Annotated in this window: 17 protein-coding genes; 8 read left to right on the top strand and 9 right to left on the bottom strand. The window is 31.9% G+C overall.

The window, feature by feature from the left end; translation table 11 throughout:
- Positions 1-169: 169 nt before the first annotated feature.
- From speB to COC46_RS13300, 3 genes are all read left to right on the top strand, one after another.
- Positions 170-1,117 carry an agmatinase gene (gene speB, locus COC46_RS13310; RefSeq protein WP_098810196.1) on the top strand — a complete coding sequence of 316 codons (948 nt, stop codon included), beginning with the start codon at positions 170-172 and terminating at the stop codon, positions 1,115-1,117.
- 53 nt (positions 1,118-1,170) lie between these two features.
- Positions 1,171-1,431, top strand: a complete 261-nt coding sequence (locus COC46_RS13305; RefSeq protein ID WP_255294900.1) for an amidohydrolase family protein — start codon at positions 1,171-1,173, stop codon at positions 1,429-1,431.
- A gap of 122 nt (positions 1,432-1,553) precedes the next feature.
- A complete protein-coding gene (locus tag COC46_RS13300) occupies positions 1,554-2,135 on the top strand; it encodes a TetR/AcrR family transcriptional regulator (protein ID WP_176545144.1) in 582 nt (193 codons plus the stop codon).
- Positions 2,136-2,177: 42 nt separating this feature from the next.
- Here the strand turns inward: COC46_RS13300 and COC46_RS13295 are convergent, their stop codons facing one another.
- The 4 genes from COC46_RS13295 to COC46_RS13280 all read right to left on the bottom strand — a co-directional run bounded on the left by COC46_RS13295 (position 2,178) and on the right by COC46_RS13280 (position 6,690).
- Positions 2,178-2,432 (bottom strand): spore coat protein, encoded by a 255-nt coding sequence (locus COC46_RS13295; protein ID WP_098810193.1) that lies wholly within the window; start codon positions 2,430-2,432, stop codon positions 2,178-2,180.
- A gap of 13 nt (positions 2,433-2,445) precedes the next feature.
- Entirely contained in the window at positions 2,446-2,631 is a 186-nt protein-coding gene (locus COC46_RS13290) for a hypothetical protein (RefSeq protein WP_098810192.1), read from the bottom strand.
- A 126-nt stretch (positions 2,632-2,757) separates the two neighbouring features.
- A complete protein-coding gene (locus COC46_RS13285) occupies positions 2,758-4,245 on the bottom strand; it encodes an amino acid permease (RefSeq protein WP_098810191.1) in 1,488 nt (495 codons plus the stop codon).
- 993 nt (positions 4,246-5,238) lie between these two features.
- Positions 5,239-6,690, bottom strand: a complete 1,452-nt coding sequence (locus COC46_RS13280) for a spore germination protein (protein WP_098810190.1) — start codon at positions 6,688-6,690, stop codon at positions 5,239-5,241.
- 534 nt (positions 6,691-7,224) lie between these two features.
- Between COC46_RS13280 and COC46_RS13275 the strand changes: the two genes are divergently transcribed.
- The gene (locus COC46_RS13275) at positions 7,225-8,133 is read left to right on the top strand and encodes a LysR family transcriptional regulator (protein ID WP_098810189.1); all 909 of its coding nucleotides are present in this window, start codon (positions 7,225-7,227) and stop codon (positions 8,131-8,133) included.
- 41 nt (positions 8,134-8,174) lie between these two features.
- Here COC46_RS13275 and COC46_RS13270 read toward each other — a convergent pair whose 3' ends face one another.
- Positions 8,175-9,209 carry an AI-2E family transporter gene (locus tag COC46_RS13270; protein WP_098810188.1) on the bottom strand — a complete coding sequence of 345 codons (1,035 nt, stop codon included), beginning with the start codon at positions 9,207-9,209 and terminating at the stop codon, positions 8,175-8,177.
- 350 nt (positions 9,210-9,559) lie between these two features.
- Between COC46_RS13270 and COC46_RS13265 the strand changes: the two genes are divergently transcribed.
- On the top strand, positions 9,560-9,997 hold the full coding sequence (locus COC46_RS13265; protein ID WP_098810187.1) for a hypothetical protein: 438 nt from the start codon (positions 9,560-9,562) through the stop codon (positions 9,995-9,997).
- A gap of 148 nt (positions 9,998-10,145) precedes the next feature.
- On the opposite strand, the gene COC46_RS13260 is transcribed toward COC46_RS13265, so the two are convergent.
- The 3 genes from COC46_RS13260 to COC46_RS13250 are packed head-to-tail and all read right to left on the bottom strand — an operon-like array spanning position 10,146 to position 13,805.
- Complete coding sequence (locus tag COC46_RS13260) at positions 10,146-10,652, bottom strand: (2Fe-2S)-binding protein (protein ID WP_098810186.1); 507 nt, start codon at positions 10,650-10,652, stop codon at positions 10,146-10,148.
- A complete protein-coding gene (locus COC46_RS13255; RefSeq protein WP_098810185.1) occupies positions 10,652-11,485 on the bottom strand; it encodes an FAD binding domain-containing protein in 834 nt (277 codons plus the stop codon). Before COC46_RS13255 ends, COC46_RS13260 begins: the two co-directional genes overlap by 1 nt.
- A 1-nt stretch (position 11,486) precedes the next feature.
- Positions 11,487-13,805 (bottom strand): xanthine dehydrogenase family protein molybdopterin-binding subunit, encoded by a 2,319-nt coding sequence (locus COC46_RS13250; protein ID WP_098810184.1) that lies wholly within the window; start codon positions 13,803-13,805, stop codon positions 11,487-11,489.
- 313 nt (positions 13,806-14,118) lie between these two features.
- Here COC46_RS13250 and COC46_RS13245 point away from each other — a divergent pair, with 313 nt between their 5' ends.
- From COC46_RS13245 to COC46_RS13235, 3 genes are read left to right on the top strand one after another with little or no spacing between them, the layout of a single operon-like run.
- Positions 14,119-15,501: a spore germination protein gene (locus COC46_RS13245; protein WP_098810183.1), complete on the top strand. Its 1,383-nt coding sequence runs from the start codon at positions 14,119-14,121 to the stop codon at positions 15,499-15,501.
- On the top strand, positions 15,498-16,568 hold the full coding sequence (locus tag COC46_RS13240; RefSeq protein ID WP_098810182.1) for a GerAB/ArcD/ProY family transporter: 1,071 nt from the start codon (positions 15,498-15,500) through the stop codon (positions 16,566-16,568). The genes COC46_RS13245 and COC46_RS13240 overlap by 4 nt, the downstream gene beginning before the upstream one ends.
- Positions 16,565-17,701 carry a Ger(x)C family spore germination protein gene (locus COC46_RS13235; protein ID WP_098810181.1) on the top strand — a complete coding sequence of 379 codons (1,137 nt, stop codon included), beginning with the start codon at positions 16,565-16,567 and terminating at the stop codon, positions 17,699-17,701. Before COC46_RS13240 ends, COC46_RS13235 begins: the two co-directional genes overlap by 4 nt.
- 48 nt (positions 17,702-17,749) lie before the next feature.
- On the opposite strand, the gene COC46_RS13230 is transcribed toward COC46_RS13235, so the two are convergent.
- The gene (locus COC46_RS13230; RefSeq protein WP_098810180.1) at positions 17,750-18,649 is read right to left on the bottom strand and encodes a LysR family transcriptional regulator; all 900 of its coding nucleotides are present in this window, start codon (positions 18,647-18,649) and stop codon (positions 17,750-17,752) included.
- Positions 18,650-19,028 lie beyond the last annotated feature (379 nt).

Here is a 19,028-nt window from a genome sequence, read left to right as displayed (position 1 = left end):
ATTATTTACAGAAATGGTCAGTATATCCCGTGAATTCAAGGTTTTGGCATTATAATAAACAGACACTTAAAAAATTAATCGCTAAATAGTTTGACTATTCAGATTTGACGAACTATAATCATATTAAACTAACTACCGGTAGTTAATAATCAATTAGGAGATGATTTTTATGAAATATCCACTTTCGCCTGATGTAAAACCTGAGTTTTGTACAACTGGAACGTTTATGAGATTACCTTCTGCAAGAGAGAATGCAAAATTAGCAATTGTTGGTATGCCTTTTGATACGGCTGCTTCATTCCGAGTTGGTGCACGTTTTGCTCCTCAAGCGATCCGACAAGCTTCTATGACTCTATTTCCGTATCACCCAATTCATAAGGTATATCCTTTTGACGAAAGTAATGCAATTGATATTGGAGATGTATCAGTTATTCCTCATAATATTCATCGAAGTTATAAACTGATTGAGGACGCAATGTTTGAATTAATGAGTAACAACATCATTCCAATTGGGTTAGGTGGCGACCACTCGATTACATTAGCAAACCTTCGTGCCGCGGCTAAAAAGCATGGTCCAGTTGCGATGATACATTTTGATTCGCATACAGATACATGGGATACATATTACGATGAAAAATATTGGCACGGCTCTCCTTTTATTCGAGCTCATGAAGAAGGGCTTCTAATTCCTAACAAAGTTTTCCAATTAGGAATCCGAGGAACGTTGAATCATCCAGGAGATATCGATGCTAGCCATGAACTTGGATACAACGTTATTACTACACCTGATATGTATTCTCGTGGTTTTGAAGATATTTTAAAAGAAATGAAAGAAGTAATTGGTGATACACCTTGTTTCTTAACTTTTGATATTGATTTTGTCGATCCTTCTTGTGCCCCTGGAACTGGAACTTTAGAAGTAGGCGGATACAATAGTATGGAGACATTAAAGATGATTCGTTCATTAACTGACTTCAATTTTATTGGCTTTGATATCGTTGAAGTACTTCCATCATATGACCCAACTCAAATTACATCACTTTTAGCTGCAACACTTGTTCATGAATTTGCTAGTTTAGCTACATTGCAAATTAAAAAAGAAAACCTACTAAAATAAGTAATAACATGATTCAAGTGAAATACTGTATGCGGTAGGAATCACTCCATTTGTTGTTTAATTGCGATACCATAATCCAAAAGAATGGATTTCACTCTGATGCATTAAAATCCTATACTTTTGGACCTGCTTTTGGAACATTTCGGGAGCATGAACTTGGTACAATTGAAGAAGGAAAACTTGCCGATCTTGTTGTATTAGACCGAAATCTATTCGAGATTCATCCTGAAGAAATTAAAGATGCTTCCGTTCTAATGACGATTTGTGATGGAAGAATTGTTTACTCTAAGCAAAAGGCATATTCTCAAAATTAGAAAAACAAGAGCTCTGTCAGCTTGATGCAGAGCTTTTTTGCATTAAATCTCAACAATATTTAGACTTAACAGTGATTCCAGTTTATAATCTAGCTAACAACAGTTAGTTTCGGAGGATGAAAATGACAAAGGATAAGATTATCGCAGCTGCACTTGCCTTATTTTCCAAAAATGGCTATGAAGGTACAAGTTTAACTGAAATAGCAAAAGCAGTTGGCATTCAAAAGCCATCAATTTATAATCATTTTAAAAGTAAAGAAGAAATCTTTCTTACCATTTATGAAAATATTTTATGGCTCCATGTGAAAAAAGTCGAAGAGCTAATGGGAGAAATTCGTGGATTATCTGCAAAGGAACAGCTTTATCAAATTCTTAACTTAACATTTGAATATTATATTGAGTTTGAAGAACAGTCTACTTTCCTAAATCGAGCAGTCTTTTTTTCACCTGAATCTTTAAAAGAACAATTACATACTCAGTTCATGGAATCTGAAGAAGCAATGTCAACAATTTTAAGATCAGTGATCGATAAAGGGATTAAAAATGAGGAAATTCGTGTAGGTAATGTAGAAGATTTTGTCATGTCTTTTTACTGTTTAATTGATGGGATCTTTATTGAACTATCTTATTATGGAGCTGAAAAGATGAAGCCAAGAATTTCAAATATATGGAGAAATTTTTGGTACGGCTTTAAAAATGAATAATAAAAAAGGCGTTCGATGACTCGAATGCCTTTTTTATTATTATTACTGATTTGAAGTCAATTCAGACTTGAATTGCTGTATGATTTCTTCTGATGCAGGTGCAGCAGGCTTGTAAAATCCTTTTTGAAGCGCATAATTGTACAAAGTACGCTGACGTGCTTCATCTTGATTGCGTAATTGAATTAAAGTTTGTCTTAATTCGTTATTGTTAGACTCGTTAATATAACCAGCATAAGCAGCTAAACTAGCGTTAAGCCCTGCTAAATAATCATTGACCATATCTTTATCTTGAAACATAATAATAGCCCCCTTATCCTAAAAAATTTAAAAGCTGTTGTCTAGATTGCAATGCTGATTGAGCATCTCTTTGCAATAATGCTCTTAATTCAGGATCAGAGCAATTTCCGGCATATGATTCTAATTTATTAGCGATTGTACTATGCCCTCCGATAATATGACGAAGATTTTCTAATTCCAGTTCTGTTAAATTGTTCATAAAAACGGTCTCCTTTCGAACATAAAATTCCATTCTGACTTTATTAATTTTCCAAAATACTGAAAAAAAATACGCAAAAAAAGCTCAATCATTTTAGATTGAGCTTTTAGTATTTCTAATATGCGATTATAATTCTCTACTGAAGTCTGCCTCTTCCAATTTGACCATTTTCGTTTTCTTCGTTACTTTATAGCCAAGATAACCAAGGATAAATAATGGTAGTCCAATATAGGAAACTGCTATACCGTACCAGTCAATTTTGTCCCCGATAAATGCTGTATAATTCGTTCCAAGCATTGCAACTAAACATAAGATTGTCGCTAAAATTGGACCAAGTGGGAACCATTTTGCTAAATAAGGTAGATCCTTTAACTTTCTACCTTGCGCAAGATACGCCTTACGGAAACGATAATGTGTAACTGAAATACCTAACCAAGAAATATACCCAGCTAAACCTGCAGCATTTAATAACCATGAATATACTGTTCCATCACCAAATAATGAAGTTAGGAAACATAGCATACCGATCAAAGTCGTAGCGACTAATGCACTTACAGGAACTCCACCTTTGTTTACTTTTCTTAAGAAGTTCGGAGCTTTACCTTCTTCAGCTAATACATATAAAACACGAGAACCAACGTATAAACTTGAATTACCCGCTGATAAAACTGAAGTTAAAATAACTGTATTCATTGCCGCTGCAGCAAACGCAAGTCCTGCATGTTTGAATACTAATGTGAATGGACTAATCGCAATTTTATCAAGATCTGCACCTATTAAGTTAGGATCTGTATAGCTTATTAAACAGCCGATTACGAAAATCGCAAGTACATAGAATAATAAAATACGCCAGAAGATTTGTTTGATTGCTTTCGGGATATTTTTTTCCGGGTTTTCACTTTCCCCTGCGGTTACCCCAACCATTTCAGTTCCTTGGAAAGCAAAACCTACAATCATAAATACACTAAATATTGACATGAAACCACCTTTAAACGGTGCTTCTCCCTTAGTGAAATTTTCAAATCCGCCAGTATGACCACTCATAATACCGAAAATCATTAATAATCCAACTACAATAAAAATAATAATTGTAGCTACTTTAATAATTGAAAACCAAAACTCAGATTCTCCATATCCTTTTACAGATAATACATTTAATCCAAAAATTAATATAAGGAATATAGCACTCCAAATAATACCTGGTGTGTGTGGGAACCAATATTTCATAATTAATGCGGAAGCTGATAACTCTAATGCTAAAATGATCGCATTGTTATACCAATAGTTCCAACCAACAGCGAAACCAAGTGCTGGATCGACAAATCTTGAAGTATATGTGCTAAATGAACCAGAAATCGGAATTAACGTTGCCATTTCAGCTAAACTTGTCATTAGGAAATAAACCATAATACCAGCAATTAAATAAGCAGCAAGCGCTCCACCTGGACCTGCATCATGAATTGTTGCTCCACTCGCTAAAAATAATCCAGTACCAATCGTACCACCCATTGCGATCATTGTTAAATGTCTAGTCTTTAGTTTTCTCTCCAATTGCTCTTTTTTAGGCGCGTTACTTTGAACAGTAAAATCATTTTTACGGCTTGTATTTTGCATGAATACACCTCTTTTTATATAAATTGAAATTTCTCCTAATACGAAAAAGACTACATAAATTTTAAAAAACCCGAGTATTAATCTATTCTTTTGTTGTAAATCTTGCTATGACAACATTATGCAAAACACAGTCTAAATTACCTATTTTAATACTAATCATGGAAGGTGCGCGGTGTAAAGTTGAAAATCCTACCTTCTAATCTTATAAGGGTAATAAAACTCATATCCTCAACATTGATAACGTTTTCATATTTTTTCTTTCCTCATTGAGAGGCGCATAATTTAAATTACCATAATTTGATGAAAAACTGAAGATAATTTTTTTATTGTTTAGATAATTTAGAGTTATTCAAGAATAGTTAAAATTATAAAATTCGTATATTTATTTGAAATGATAAATATATATTAAATCTGATTTTTTGTCTACCTTTTCACATACTATAAAGTGAATTAATACTATTTTAATGATAAAGTTTTGTTATAGTATGATATTGAAAGTCACATTCAAATTAGGTTTTAATTGATTAAAATGAACGAAACTAATAAAAAAGTGAGTAAGATTTAAACTAAAAGCGACGACTTTTTTCTTAATGAAAAACTGCATTATCCATCTTTTAGATTAAACAGGTTTTATACAATAAAATGAATAAAACGGATTCTGTAATTTTCTAAATTTTTAGAATTAAAAAAATAAAAAAGCTTCTTTTAACAATTAAGAAGCTTTTTTATTTGAATTCTTATGGAGTACCGATATTTCCCAAAGATCGAAGTGATCAAATCTCCATAGGCTTGGGGTTTACAGTTAAAGGAGAAGGACTTTCCCAAATGACAGTACCTATTAAATTTTTTATTTGATTTTGTTTTAGTGATTCTACGAAGCCTTTATTGGCATCTTTGAAATCTTGTTTGTCAGTGAAATTTAATTCGATAATTTTTTTTTTGATACTGGGCGAAGAGCAACGTAAATAAAAAACACGTCGCTCTTTTTATCTTCTATTTATTATTTTCCCGGTGAGGATAGGAATGTCTACTATTAATTATTTTCCTTAAATCTCCTCTGAAAAAAGCATCTTTCATTTCTTTTGGATTAAAGGGAATAAACGGAGCTAAATACGGAACACCTAATGATCGAACTCTCGACATATAAGCTATCAAAATAACTAAGCCAATTACGATACCTTTTAATCCAAAGAAGAACCCTAAAGATAAAAAAACTAATCGTAACGTCATAACCGATCCATATAACCCACCTGCAGCTATCGCAATACTAGAAAGGAAATTAATTCCTACTATTATTAGTGTCACTGAGTGAATCAGTTTTGCAGTGACTGAAGTTTGTCCAACTACAATAGCCCCTATAAGTGAAACGATAATTACAGTCGATTTAGGAATCCTTAAAGAAGCTTCTGTAAGTAACTGAAAAATAATCATTACAAATAAAATCTCAACTATAGTGGGTAGCAAAGTATCTGACTTTGTGAAAAACAACTTGGCAAATTTATGTGGTACCCACTCATGATGAAAACGGACCACTGTTTCATAAAACCCCAATAAAACAATTGAAAATAACCAGCTAAAAAACCGTAAAAACCTGAATCCAAATCGACCTGATTTAGTATTGTATTCATCTGGTTGATGAAAATAATGAAGAAAAAGCGAAGGTACAAGAATAGAATAAGGAATACCATTCACTAAGATCGCAACGCGGCCCTCATATAATGCTGAAACAGTGACATCTGGTCGTTCACACGTAAAAACTGTTGGAAAAAAAGTTTTTTTCCCTTCTAAAGCGTCTTCGATTACTCTAGCTTCTAATAAATAAGTAACATCGATATTTTTAATTCTTGTCCTTGTTTCTTCTAATATGTTTTGATCAACAAATCCGTCCATATAAATAATCGATACATCTGTTTTTACTTCGTTTCCTACCTGTAGATTTTCAATACTTAACTTATTTGACGGTATGATATTACGGAGAAGATTGATATTAACTTTTAATTGTTCATTAAATCCTATTAACGAGCCCTTCAGTGATCTTTGAGTATCAGGTTCATTGATTGACCGCATTTGCCAATCAGCAGTATCTGCTAAAATTCCTTCATCATAACCATCGACTAAAATCAGTGTCTTTCCTTTCGATAGTCCAGACAAAATATTTTCATAATCAGTCACCTTCATAACATCAGCTATTGAAAGGTGACGGGTGATAACAGCATCAATACTTTCAAATTTAATAATTCTGAGCAATGGTACAAGAATATTATCTTGAATAATTTGTGTATTCGTTATTCCATCAATATATAATACTGCAGCATCACGAATAACTTCATCATTTACCGTTATTGGTCTAATTTTCAAATCAGTAGAATTATTAAATTTCTCTTTTAAATAATGAATATTCTTTTCTAAACTTACTAATAAAGTAGTTTGTTCTGTGTTAGTCAATAGAGATCACCTTAAACGTTTTTTTGTTTAGTTTGTCCGGTGGTTTCCAATTTATGTCGAAGTAAATTATAGCTCTATGGAGAGGTTGAGAAAAAGAAGATTCAAATCGAGTAATACGAACGCTTTTTGACTTTGGTGTATAGGTCGCGATTTTCGTTCATAAAACATTCGTACCGCATTTTGAATGGCTAATATTGGTTAAAATGTAACAGTCTCATATCGAAAACCACGAACACTAATTGAACAATATTGATAAAGATGTGAACTCCGTTGATATATTAATTAATTCCGTTGATAAATCAATAAAACCTGTTGATATAGTGATTAATTTCGTTGATTTAGTCTAATTAGGGCCAATTGTGATCATGACAACCCACAATATGAGCCATAATTCAAGAAAACATAATAAATTTCAGACAGTGTTTCACATTTTCTAATACTAGTATCAAAAATTCGAATAGAAATATTTAGAGGAAATATAGTTAATTCACATAATTAAAATAGTTGGAAGGTTAATATTAGGTGGTGACGAATATGCATTTACAAAAATTAGAATTTCTCGTTGAGGTTGCTAAAACGGGATCCATTTCATCAGCTGCAGAAAATCTACACGCGACTCAATCTGGCATAAGTCAGGCGATTTCAAAAATCGAAGAAGATCTTGGTTTAAAGATTTTCAACCGGACACGTATAGGCACTACATTAACAAAAGAAGGTTCAAATATTATAAAAAAAGCGGAAGAAATACTTTTAAAATTTGATGAATTAAGAGAAGAAGCAAGAAAAAGTATTGTTGATCAAAAAAGTGAAGTAAGTGTTTCAACCATACCAGCTTTTGTTCATTATTTGTTAACACCTTTAATGGAGTTTAAAAACAAACATTCAAATATAAATATTGAAATCGTTGAAAATATAACAGTTCGAACGATGGAAAACGTCCTTAAAAACAAAATTGATATTGGTATTATTTGTCTGTATGGAGAATTTTTAAAGGAAAAAGATGAATTAATTTGCGATATCATTCAAGTAGGTAAAATGAAGGTATATGTAAGCAAAGACTCACCGTTTGCAGTGACTAAAAGGATAACACCTGAGGAATTACTACAACAAAATTTTATCCTCTACAACGGCGATTATATTAAATGGTTTATTAAAAACCTTCAACTTAAATACGGAAATATGAATATATTATTTTCATCTAACCACTCTGAAGAAATTATTCGAACGGTATCTAGTGATTTGGCAGTTAGTCTTGCACCAAATTTCGTTTTAAAAAATAATCCAGCTTTATTAGAAGGTAAGATTGTTGAAGTTGATATACTAAATTATGAACCATTGGATGTAACTCTCGGTCTATTACGTTTAAAAAAGAAATCATTATCCCCAATTGAAAAGAAGTTCATTAAATTTATTAAAACAGAAATGAATGAATATGTAGGATAAATAAAAAAGATGATACCGCCGTTACGATATCATCTTTTTATTTATTCAATTGGCTCTACTTTTTTCGTTTCATGATCTGTTACGTCTAATACATCCAATAAAAAGATGAAAACTGGTATTCCAATAATTAGACCCCATACGCCAAAAAAACGTTCAGAAAACACTAGAATTAAAAATGTATAAAAAACTGGTAAATTCGTCTTAGCAGAAATCAGCTTCGGATTTAAAAAATAGCTTTCGAGAGCATGTAAAACTAAAATCATCAAGATCACATACATAATATGTGTCATCCCACCTATTGTATAAGCAATTGTACAAAGTGGAATTAACGAGATAAACATTCCAGCTACCGGAATTAGTCCTAGTAAAAATATCAAAAATCCTAATCCGATTAACTGTGGAAATCCCATAAATTTTAATGCGATGACAGATAGGAAACAATTCACAAGCGCAATTAAGAACTGAGCCTCAATTACTTTCCCAAAAGAACGCGAAAATCTTTCACCAAAATAGGCCATTTCATAATAAAAAAGTGATATTTTACTATTCTCAAATTTTCTTGTAAATGCAATAATCCGAGGTTTTTCAAGTAGAAAAAAGAAACTCAGAACTAGGGCGATTAGTACTTCAATACCCCATTGACTTATATTAGATGCATACTTATATAAAAAATCTAATCCTTGCTCAGTATACCCAGATATTTCAACCTTTTTAATTGCAGTAACGATATAATTTATGAATTTCTCATCTGGTGGATTCATATAGAATGTTTTAATTTGTACTAATAATTGGACAACTTGAGATGTAATTACAGGTAAATAATTATAGATTCCAAAAACTAACGCCGCCACAATGACAACATACAAAGAGTAAACAACAACTAAACGATTAACTGGCAAAATCTTATTCAATCGATTAATAATAAATTTATGTATTCGGTCCATTAAATAAGTAAAAATGAAAATTAATAAGACTAAATTTATTATTTTTCGAATTAAGATTAAAACAAGAACAATACAAAGCATCATCGCGAGACGTCTAAACGTGCTGCTTTGAAAAAATTTTTTGACCTCCATTCCATAACCCCCTTACTTAGTTATTATTATGCTTGAGTAGTATGGAAATCTTAATTTTTTATGATAAAAACATAACCACATCCCAAAAGGAAGTGGTTCATAACTGTTGCTTCTCTTTTCATTTTTATTTAATAAGATCTTTATTTATGAGTTTTCATTTAACAAATTCTTAATCTTGACAAGCACCACTTTACATTTTACCAATTTTATAACTAAAAATAAAGATGCAGCTAGACAAAGCTGCATCTTTTTATCGAATTTTTTATGACATTTCTCTCCTGCTCTTTCCTGCTTTTTTCAATTCACACTTGGGCACTGAATCAATACTATAGGCATGAGGGTGTGATTCAATGAATGACTATAAAATTAAAGAAGATCTTCGTATTATCGCTACTCTTCAAAGAGATTTAAATGTCGCTACTGCTGCACTATTATTAACTGGTCAAATTACGTTAATAGGTGTTTTTGTAACGTCTGGTGAATTTAGTCTTTCTCTAAGTGGACCCTTATTAGGTAGAGAACGGATAGAAAGTGATTATGGAGATCAATTAACAAATACTCTCATTGATGTAATCGATATCATAATTGCTATTTTATTATTAATTGATGAAGTTCGAGTTGTAAGCTCTGTTATAGGTCCTGGTAGATTCTCACTCAATGTCAGTGGTCCTATTTTTGGTGCACCAGTTAGCGAACCGACTCTTCCTTTTCTAAAAAAAACGTATTTCTTTTGTAAAAAAATTGTATCGAAACACTTTGATATCGATCCGCGAATCTTTAGTAAATAAAGGAATGGTGATTATGGCTTTAACAGATATCCCAACGATAAGACCGACTGATACCCAAGTTTTTCTTATGGCAATTTCAGTCATTTCGTTTATTTTCTACTTTACACAATGGAAATCTAGTGACTCAGCTCAAAAGTTAAGTAGATCCTTATTCATCTTTTTCTGATTCATTATTCATTGGTTTTTCTCTATTTTCGATCACTGATAAAACAGCTTCTTCGATTTCTTCATAGCATGTGCATCTACAAATATTAGAAGATAACCATTCTTTTATTGTTTCAAACGTTGGATTTGGTTGTTTCATTAAAAGAGAATGACAATTCATGATGAATCCTGGAGTACAGTAACCACATTGAAACGCAAAATTTTCAACGAAAGCTTTTTGAATAGGTGAATCTTTTAAGCCTTCAATTGTCGTTATTTTTTGTCCAATTGCCTCAATGGCAAGCATAATACATGATTTATATACATTATCATTAACAACAACCGAACAAGCTCCGCAATCTCCATTTAGGCAACCCGGCTTTGCACCAGAAAAACCGAGCTTTGTTCGTAGCACATAAAGGAGAGTGTCTACTGGACGAATCTCCACTTGTCGTATTTCATCATTAACCTCTAAAGAAACACTTAATTTTTTGATGGGAGACTGGTCCATTACCTTACCTCCATTTCAGAAATAATCTCTCCAAGTGTATTTCTTAATACAAATAATCTGTACTCTTTTGAGCCTTCAACATCATCAAGTATTTCTCCGGGGATGAATTGAAGTGCTTTTTGTATTCTCTCTTTTACATTCAAGTCCATATTATTTAGTTCAGTTTCCATTTGCTTTGAACGGAACGGAAAAGGACATAGTCCACTAAAAGCAAAGCGTAATTGATTATCTGATTTAATTGAAGCAATGGTTAGTAATGGATAGCCCGTATCCCATTGCTGACGTTTTTTTATGCACATAAATGGTAAGTTTATATATTTCTTTTCTGTTAAAAGTTGAATAAGAAGTTGTCCATCTTGGAGTTGTAAGCTTTGATTGAAGATTTGTTCGATTGGAAAAGCCTCTACACCATTGTATCCTGCAACAATTACTTGGCTATCGCAAAGTAGAAATGGTAAAACCGCTTCTCGGTAAAAGATTTGGCCACATATATTTCCACCTAAAGTTATTTTATTTCTAGCAGTTCGGTCAGCTATTTCCATAGACGCTTTTGAGAGTAAAGGAAAGAGGTTTTTTTCTTCTATTTCTGTAAGTGAAAGTACCGCACCTGATATTAAATAATCCTCATTAAACTCAAATAATTGGCACTCCTTTAGTTCTTTAATATCAATGAGGGCATCTGTTTCGACTAAATTTAAACGGCCAAGTGTTATGATTTCAGTACCACCTGCATAATAAATTGGTCTTTTGTTTTTGGCTTTTAAAAAATAAAAAGTCTCCAATGCTTCTTTAATCGTCATTGGTTTGTAGTATTCTATATTAGAAGATAACAATCTATAACCCACCTTCTTTTACTTTCCATAATAGTTCTGGGATAATTGGTAAATTATTGATATTTGTAGATAACGCGGTAGAAAGGCAATTTCCAAGAGCAGCTGGCATTCCTAGTAACCCGTGCTCTCCTACTCCTCTTGCACCAAATACGGCATCAATTTGTGGAGTTTCAACAAACGCTACTTCATATTTAGGATTCTCTCCAAATCGAATTGGTCGGTAAGTTCTTAATTGAGGATTTAGAATTTTTCCCTGCTTATCAAAAGTAAAAGTTTCCCTTCCTGCAAATGATAATCCCATACTCATTGCACCTTTAACTTGCCCCGTTGCAGTTTTAACGTTAAGTACTTTGCCAATATCTACAGCAGTAACTGCTTTAAGAATCCTATATTCATATGTTTTCGTATTGACTTCAACTTCTACACCATGTGCACATACCGACCACTCTGGTCCTGGTTTTCCTGCACCAGTTTCTCGATTTATATGAGTTAAGCCTGTTAAAATATAGTGTCCCCTACCCATTATTTGTCCACCGATCGAATTTCCATTTGGAAATGTATATCCGTAAGCAATTTCTTTAATCGGTATATTTTTAGTCGGCTCACTTCTTAAAAACACTTTTCCATAACCAACTTCTAAATCCTCAACCGGAGCACGCAATATAAATGAAGCTAAATCTTTCAATTGTTTCATTAAATCTTCGGCTGCTGCTAATAATGCCCTACCAGCCATAAACGTTCCTCTACTTGCAACGGTTTTCCAATGCTCTGGCGTATTTAATGTATTGATATTCATTTGAACATGAATGTCATCTACATCCATTCTGAGGATTTCTGCTAACATTTGAGCAAGAATCGTTTTTGTACCTTGACCAATTTCTACAACACCAGAAATTAAATTAATACTACCATCTGCGTTGTAGATCAAGATTACACCTGAGCTAGCATTTGGTGTAATAGTAGAAGTTTTCCAAGAACAACTAATTCCCTTAACCCGTAATTTATGATTGCCTAAGTTAACAACTTGACCTTCCTGCCAATTGATTAATTCTTTCATTTTTTCAATACATTTTGGTAGATTAGCAACAGTACTAGAATTTAATACAACTTGAGTAGGAGTAGTATCACCTGGTTTAATAGCGTTTCTTTCTCTTAATTCGATCGGGTCCATATTCAATTTTCTAGCAAGGATATCCATCGCTCTTTCAAATGCAAAATGTACTTCCGAATGGCTAAACCCTCTAAAAGGTGCCGGATAAGGGTGGTTCGTATACATACATAAAGAATCACACCAAATATTTTCAATATTATAAGGTCCAGTACAATCAACTGCACCAGCCCTAGTTAAATCGATTGATTTATCTGCATAAGCCCCGCCATCCCATAAATATTGAAGTTCTGCCACCTTGAGCATTCCGTCTTTGGTACAACCTAGTTTTACATTCGCTTCAAGTCCGATATGACCTGGTGATGAAAGCATATCATTTTCTCGAGTGTTATATATTTTTACTAATCTACCATTTACAGCCCGTGAAGCAATAAAGGCTAAGAGTTCTAACTGGACAGCCCCTTTCCCACCATATCCTCCACCAACAAATGGAGTGTTCACAATGACCTTTCCAGGTTTTATTCCAAAATACTCTCCAATTAAATCCTTAACCATAAATGGACATTGTGAAGAAGTTGTAATCTCAATTGTGCCATCATGATGAATTTGAGCAAAGGAACATCTTGTCTCCATTGCAGAATGATTAGATGGTCTAAATGCAAAATTCTCATCAACCATTACTTCACTTTCTCTCCAGCCTTTATTAAAATCCCCTTTTCGAATTTTAATCCTAGTGGCAATATTTGTTCCTGGCTCAGGATAAACCCCTTCTGTAACTTCATATTCCCCTAGTTTTGGATGTATAAGTGGTGCATCCTGTTTAAGCGCTTCTGTCGGAGAGTTTACAACTGGAAGTAGTTCATATTGTACTTTTACTATATTAGCAGCTTGAGCTGCTTCATACTCAGTATCTGCTACAACGATTGCCACTACTTCACCAAAAAATCGAACACGATCAAAAGCGATTGGATAACGGTCAAGTATTCCTTCTCCAACTAAAGGAAGATTTTCACCGAATATTATTTTTCTTACACCTTGTACGTTTAATGCCTCAGTAGCATCTATACTTTTAATCATTGCACTCGCGTAAGGGCTAGTTACTAATTGAGCATGTAGCATATCGTTCGTCTCAAAGTCGTCTGTATATTTAGCATAGCCTGTAACTTTTTCGAAAGATTCTTTGCGGGGTATTCCTTTTCCAATTATCTGCATGGTGAGTTCTCAACCCCTTTCGTAAAAAAATTTCATAATGAATTATAGACTTTAGAAATTCAAGATTTCTTTTATATGAGATACTTTACAAATTTATGTTTATATAATGAAAAAAATGCCAGAGGAAGAATCGGGCATTTAATCTATATAATCCAATAAGAAAAGTTGCGATTAATTTTTTAACATATTTCCATTCACCTGAAAGTCTACATTTAATTAGTTTGTTAATTTTAGGTCCAATTTCCATACATATCCAATTCACATCAGGGAATAATACTTATATTCTTTGAGGAGTTTTTAAGGAGTTGGTTATATGGAAGTAAAAGAAAAAACCTCCATGTTAGAAGAAGTAAAAAGGGAATTTCAATCAAGTTCAGATTTTAAATATAAAAAATATTCAGTTGGGGAAGTAACTCTTCATTTATGTTATTTAGATACTATGGTCGATTCAGAAGTTATTCAAACCCATATTTTAGAACGAATAATTTCAACAGATAATTCAGATCGAATTATCACAACAATATTAGATTCCGATGATGCATATACACTTGATGAATGTCTGCAGGCTATTCTTTCTGGTAACGTCATTGTTTTTAATGACAACAATTTAAGTAAGGCAAAATCTTATTCTGCGCCTAGTAATAATAGCGATCGTTCCATATCAGAAACGGTTTCTGAAACGATAACATTAGGTCCGCATGACAGTTTTGTTGAGAGTCTTAAAATTAATACAACTTTAATTCGAAAACGATTACGTACAAAAGAATTAGTCATCAAAAACATGACAGTTGGTAAAAAATATCCTGTTTCTCTTTCCATTTTTTATTTAAACGATATGACTCCTAAGTCAATGATTGAAACAATTGAAAAGAAAATAATAGAGCTTAATACAAATGGAAAAGTTGAACCTCAGCAAATGATTGAGACAGTACATATCCAAAATATTATTGAAGAGTATCCTTCTTCACCTTTTCCCCAAGTATTGTTCACTGAAAGACCAGATCGTACAATTCGTCATTTATTATCAGGAAAACCTGCGATTATGCTTGATAATGATCCTAGTGCATTATTATTTCCTTATGATATTTATGGCTATTTTCGAAGTGCTGATGATTTTAATTTCCGATCGTTTTTTGGGTTGTTTTTTTATTGTTTAAGGATATTCGCTTTTTGGATTTCCGTATTATTACCTTCAACTTATATTGCGATTACAACGTATCATTCGAATATATTACCTGTCACTATTTTTTATACTTTAAAACTATCAATCGAAAATATCCCACTTCCACCATTTATCGAAGCCATTTCGATGATTATTATATTAGAACTGCTGAAGGAAGCAGCTTTAAGACTACCGAATCCGATTGGCTCAACAATCGGTACTGTTGGAGCGATTGTCATAGGTACAGCTATTGTACAAACAAATTTAATCTCAAATTCTATGGTTGTTGTAATTGCTGTCACTGCTGTTGCATCATTTTCACTTCCATCAAAGGAAATGTCGATTGCAGCACGAATCATGGGAATACCACTTTTAGTCCTTTCCTCAATATTTGGATTTATTGGAATTAGTTTAGGTGTTTTTATGATATTAGCACACTTATCAAAAATTAGAGCTTTTAGTTATCGATATGTCGAAAATCCAGGTTTCTCCGAATTTCTTCTTCTAAAAAATAAAAAGGAGAAATCTACATGATTAATAATAAGCATCTATTTTATTTAATTATATTTACCCAATTCGGTGTCGCCATAACTAGCTTTCCTAATAACATTTACAAAATTGCAGGTCATGATGGATGGATTTCGACTCTTATAGGTGGAATAATCGTACAAATATTAATATTTCTATATTTTAGTTTATATAAAAAATTTCCAAACAAAAGTTTTACAGACTATACAAAAATAATAACCAATCCATTCATTGGAACATGTATAAATATATGCTATTTCATCTATTTTTTATATGTTGTACTCGTAGTCTCGATGAGATTTTCTGATATCATCACAATCTGGATTTTTCCAAAAAGTCCGTCCTGGCTTATTCTCATATTATTTTTAATTACAGCATATGTCATTGCGAAAAATGACATCCTGACAATAGCTAGAACATATGTACTTTGTACATTTATTTTTCTTATCTTTATCCTATTCCTACTATCCGCTTATGATAATGTTCATATCGGTAGAATACTACCAATTGGTCAATCTCCAATTAAAAAGATCGGCTCTGGTGCGTATTCATCAGTTCTTGAAATGTTAGGTTTCGAAATCTTTTTATTTTTATCACCAAGCTTTCAAAATACAAAAAAGAAATTACTCACTCTAACTTTCGCAAATTTCTTTACGACAATTCTATATACCTTTATAATTTTCACGTCCTATATTAGATTAAGTAATAAAGAAAATAGTTATATTATAGATCCAATTCTTTATATTTTTAAAACCTATCAATCCAAGATGATCGAAAGTCTAGATACGGTGTTTTTAAGCTTTTGGACAATTGTTATTTGCGCAACAGTAGTTAACTATATTTATATCGTTAGTGAAGATGTACATAAACGTTTATCTTTACTTGTGAAAAATAGGAAGAGTATACTATTTTTCATCATTATATTAATATTTGCTTTCTATCCGATAGTCTCTTTCCGTGTGATAACAAGAGAAACAATCTTCAATTTTGGATCTTATTTAGACCCTATCTTTATAATCATTATCCCGTTTCTATTGTTCCTAATTAATAAAGTTAGGGGGCTACTAAATTGATTCGTAAATCGTTAATCGTTTTTTGTTTAATTACTTTTCTTTTATTAGTTACAGGTTGTTGGGATTCGAGAACAATTACAGATAAAACATTAGTAAATGGGATAAGTATAGATTTAGATCAAGATAAGAAAATTGAGGTTAATGCTCTAATTTTGGATCTTATAGGAAAAGGAGCAGGCGTCTTCGATTTCCAAAATGAATCTGTAAAATCTATTAAGGACTCAGTTTCCGAAGCTGGGATGGATATACAATCATTTTTACCTGGTGATATAACTACGTCCAAAACTAGAATTTTATTATTAGGTGAAGATTTCTCAAAATCAAAATTTATTCATCTATTAAATACTTTTAGACGTAGAACATTTTCAAATCTAAATGTGGCAGTCGCGATAACAAATAAACAGCCCGCAAAAAAAGTTTTGGAATTAAAAACACTTGGAACTAAACCGTTATCATTTATATTAAAGGATACAATTGATAATGCTGATTCAACTTCAATAGCACAAAAGATGGAGCTCTTTCATATTTTTACTTGTGCTTCAGAAGACGGGATTGATTTTACATTACCAGTTGTAGATGTTACACCAGATGATCGAGTAGAGGTTGTTGGTGCGGGCCTAATGCATAAAGCTAGCTATACCGGTCATTTCATATCTTCTGACTATTCTCCAGTACTTCTTATGATGATGGGGAAATATGGAAATACTGGCCATTTTATTTCGAAGCTTCCTAAAAAATATGAAGCACCATACAATACAATCTCTTATGAGTTAATTCGACCTAAGAAAGAATTATCAATTTCAACTTCTAAAAATAAGATTGAAGTTAATTTAAAAATCAAAGTAAATGCTAGAATAAACGGTCTTACAACAATTAAGATGTTAAAAGAAGAAGAGATGCGGTCAAATATTAGTAAAGATATAAATAAAAGAGCCGGGGAAGTTATAAAAGAAATTCAACTAGCTAATAGTGATGTACTAGGGATCGGTCGAAATTTAAAAGAACATTATCCAGAAAAATGGAGAAAGATAAATTTGGAAAAAGAATTTCCTAAAATAAAAATTAAACCTAAAGTGATCGTAACAATATTAAGTACAGGTGCAATAGGAAAAGAGTCGCAGTTTGATGAATAAGAAAAAAAGATAGTGGTTGTCAGATTTACTCTGCCATTACTATCTTTTTTAAATACTATTTTTTAACTGTTTTTTTAATTTCTCAATAAATTCTTTTGCCAAAGGTGACAATGGTTTTGATTGTAAATGGATCAGGTAAAAATCAAGATTGAAAATTTCTTCTTCCTTCATCGGAATTATTTTTATATCACCGTTTATTACCATTGGACGATTTTTGATTGAAAATTCATGTAAATAAAGTATGGCTTGACTTTCTTTTACTAACTCAAACAGTAAGCTACTTCTATTTGTTTGTAAAACCACATTTTTAGGATTCATTTTTGTAAATTTTAGTAATCTTTTATAATCCGAGTTTTTGTACATTACAATTTTTGCATTAACTAAATCACTTGGCGATACAGAATCATAAGAATAAAAAGGTGATTTCCTACCTACTGCAATACAAAAATGGCCATTATGTAAATGTTCAAATTCAATGAATTTTTCTTTTTTTAATTCTTCATGTGTAGCAGGAATTAGTCCAAAATCATAATCTTGTTTAATGAAATTTTGAATCATATTAGCTGGATTTTCTTCAACTACTTCAAATGAAACTTCATCTTGTTCCTCATTAAACTGTACCATAGTTTCTTGAAGTAGATATGTAAAAGTAGGTGCTGTTAAGATTTTCAAATGCGATTCACTTTTATTTTTTATATCATAAATTTCTTTATTAAGCTCATTAATCGTGCTTAACAAAGTAATTGCCTTTGAAATGACTATTTTCCCTTCAAAAGTTGGTGTAACCCCTTGCTTAGAACGATTAAAAATTTTAATTCCAAGTTCATTTTCTAGCTGAGTTATTGATTGACTCATCCCTGAAGGAGATATAAATAATTTTTCAGCAGCTTTCGTAATTGACATTTCCTTTGCTGCTACAACGATATGTTCCATTTGTTCGAAATTCATTTTTATTATTTCTCCTTAAGTAACTAAAACTATTACTTTTGTACTGATTTCAATTTTATAGTAACAATAAAAAAAAACCAATTATTTCATATTATTAACATATTTAGTATTTACATGCGCAACAAAAAAATAAGACAAGAATACGACAAATTTGTATTCCTGTCTTTTAATATTTTAAGGGAAAGTTTTTATTAGAAAAAGTTGATCTAATCGTTATATTTTCAAAAAGGGTGATTAATCCATTTTCGTAACCACCCTTTTTGACTTTATTGCTTAAATTTTATAGTTTGATAGACATTACGCTTGTCCACTCACCATAAATTTTTTGTGACCCAACCATTTTATAAGAACGGATTTTATAATAGTAAGTTTTACCTTT

This window comes from Bacillus sp. AFS041924 (assembly GCF_002577195.1).
Classification (GTDB): Bacteria; Bacillota; Bacilli; order Bacillales; family Bacillaceae_G; genus Gottfriedia.
This window is presented reverse-complemented; position numbering and strand designations above follow the sequence as displayed.

Bases quoted from the DNA above. Each gene is read 5' to 3' on its own strand.
- COC46_RS13245 (WP_098810183.1), top strand. From the start codon at position 14,119: ATGGAAGTAAAAGAAAAAACCTCCATGTTAGAAGAAGTAAAAAGGGAA.
- COC46_RS13295 (WP_098810193.1), bottom strand. From the start codon at position 2,432: ATGTTTCAAGATAAAGATATGGTCAATGATTATTTAGCAGGGCTTAAC.
- COC46_RS13290 (WP_098810192.1), bottom strand. From the start codon at position 2,631: ATGAACAATTTAACAGAACTGGAATTAGAAAATCTTCGTCATATTATC.
- COC46_RS13275 (WP_098810189.1), top strand. From the start codon at position 7,225: ATGCATTTACAAAAATTAGAATTTCTCGTTGAGGTTGCTAAAACGGGA.
- speB (WP_098810196.1), top strand. From the start codon at position 170: ATGAAATATCCACTTTCGCCTGATGTAAAACCTGAGTTTTGTACAACT.
- COC46_RS13300 (WP_176545144.1), top strand. From the start codon at position 1,554: ATGACAAAGGATAAGATTATCGCAGCTGCACTTGCCTTATTTTCCAAA.
- COC46_RS13270 (WP_098810188.1), bottom strand. From the start codon at position 9,209: ATGGAGGTCAAAAAATTTTTTCAAAGCAGCACGTTTAGACGTCTCGCG.
- COC46_RS13250 (WP_098810184.1), bottom strand. From the start codon at position 13,805: ATGCAGATAATTGGAAAAGGAATACCCCGCAAAGAATCTTTCGAAAAA.
- COC46_RS13260 (WP_098810186.1), bottom strand. From the start codon at position 10,652: ATGGACCAGTCTCCCATCAAAAAATTAAGTGTTTCTTTAGAGGTTAAT.
- COC46_RS13230 (WP_098810180.1), bottom strand. From the start codon at position 18,649: ATGAATTTCGAACAAATGGAACATATCGTTGTAGCAGCAAAGGAAATG.
- COC46_RS13240 (WP_098810182.1), top strand. From the start codon at position 15,498: ATGATTAATAATAAGCATCTATTTTATTTAATTATATTTACCCAATTC.
- COC46_RS13265 (WP_098810187.1), top strand. From the start codon at position 9,560: ATGAATGACTATAAAATTAAAGAAGATCTTCGTATTATCGCTACTCTT.
- COC46_RS13285 (WP_098810191.1), bottom strand. From the start codon at position 4,245: ATGCAAAATACAAGCCGTAAAAATGATTTTACTGTTCAAAGTAACGCG.